Annotated in this window: 1 protein-coding gene; it reads right to left on the reverse strand. The window is 46.1% G+C overall.

The window, feature by feature from the left end; translation table 11 throughout:
- Positions 1-381 (reverse strand): amino acid--tRNA ligase-related protein (locus A3738_RS10580; RefSeq protein WP_304440097.1); only part of this gene is annotated, 381 nt, incomplete at its 3' end.
- Between the last annotated feature and the right edge of the window lie 18 nt (positions 382-399).

The raw sequence follows: 399 nt of genomic DNA on the forward strand, positions 1-399 counted from the left end.
TCGCTCAAGGCTCAACTGCTCACAAACGAGATCTGCGATTTCTTCCATTAATTCAGTCAAACTGAACCCTACTCGATACCACTCAAGCATTGTGAATTCGGGGTTATGCCTACCCCCCTGCTCGGCTTCACGAAAACTTTTACAAAGCTGATAGATATCGCCTAAACCGCTTGCGAGTAGACGCTTCATCGCAAACTCTGGAGAGGTTTGAAGAAAAAAGTTTAAGGATTGATGCGCATCTTGATTGCCTGAAGCACGATAACTTGCAAGATGTGGGTCCGTTGACCCTGAAACACTCATCAACGGCGTGTCGACTTCGAGAACATTACGTGCAGAAAAAAAAGCCCGCAGCTGAGCATACAACTCAGCACGGGCTTTAATTGCAGTATGTGAACAACT

The organism is Oleiphilus sp. HI0066 (genome assembly GCF_001635725.1).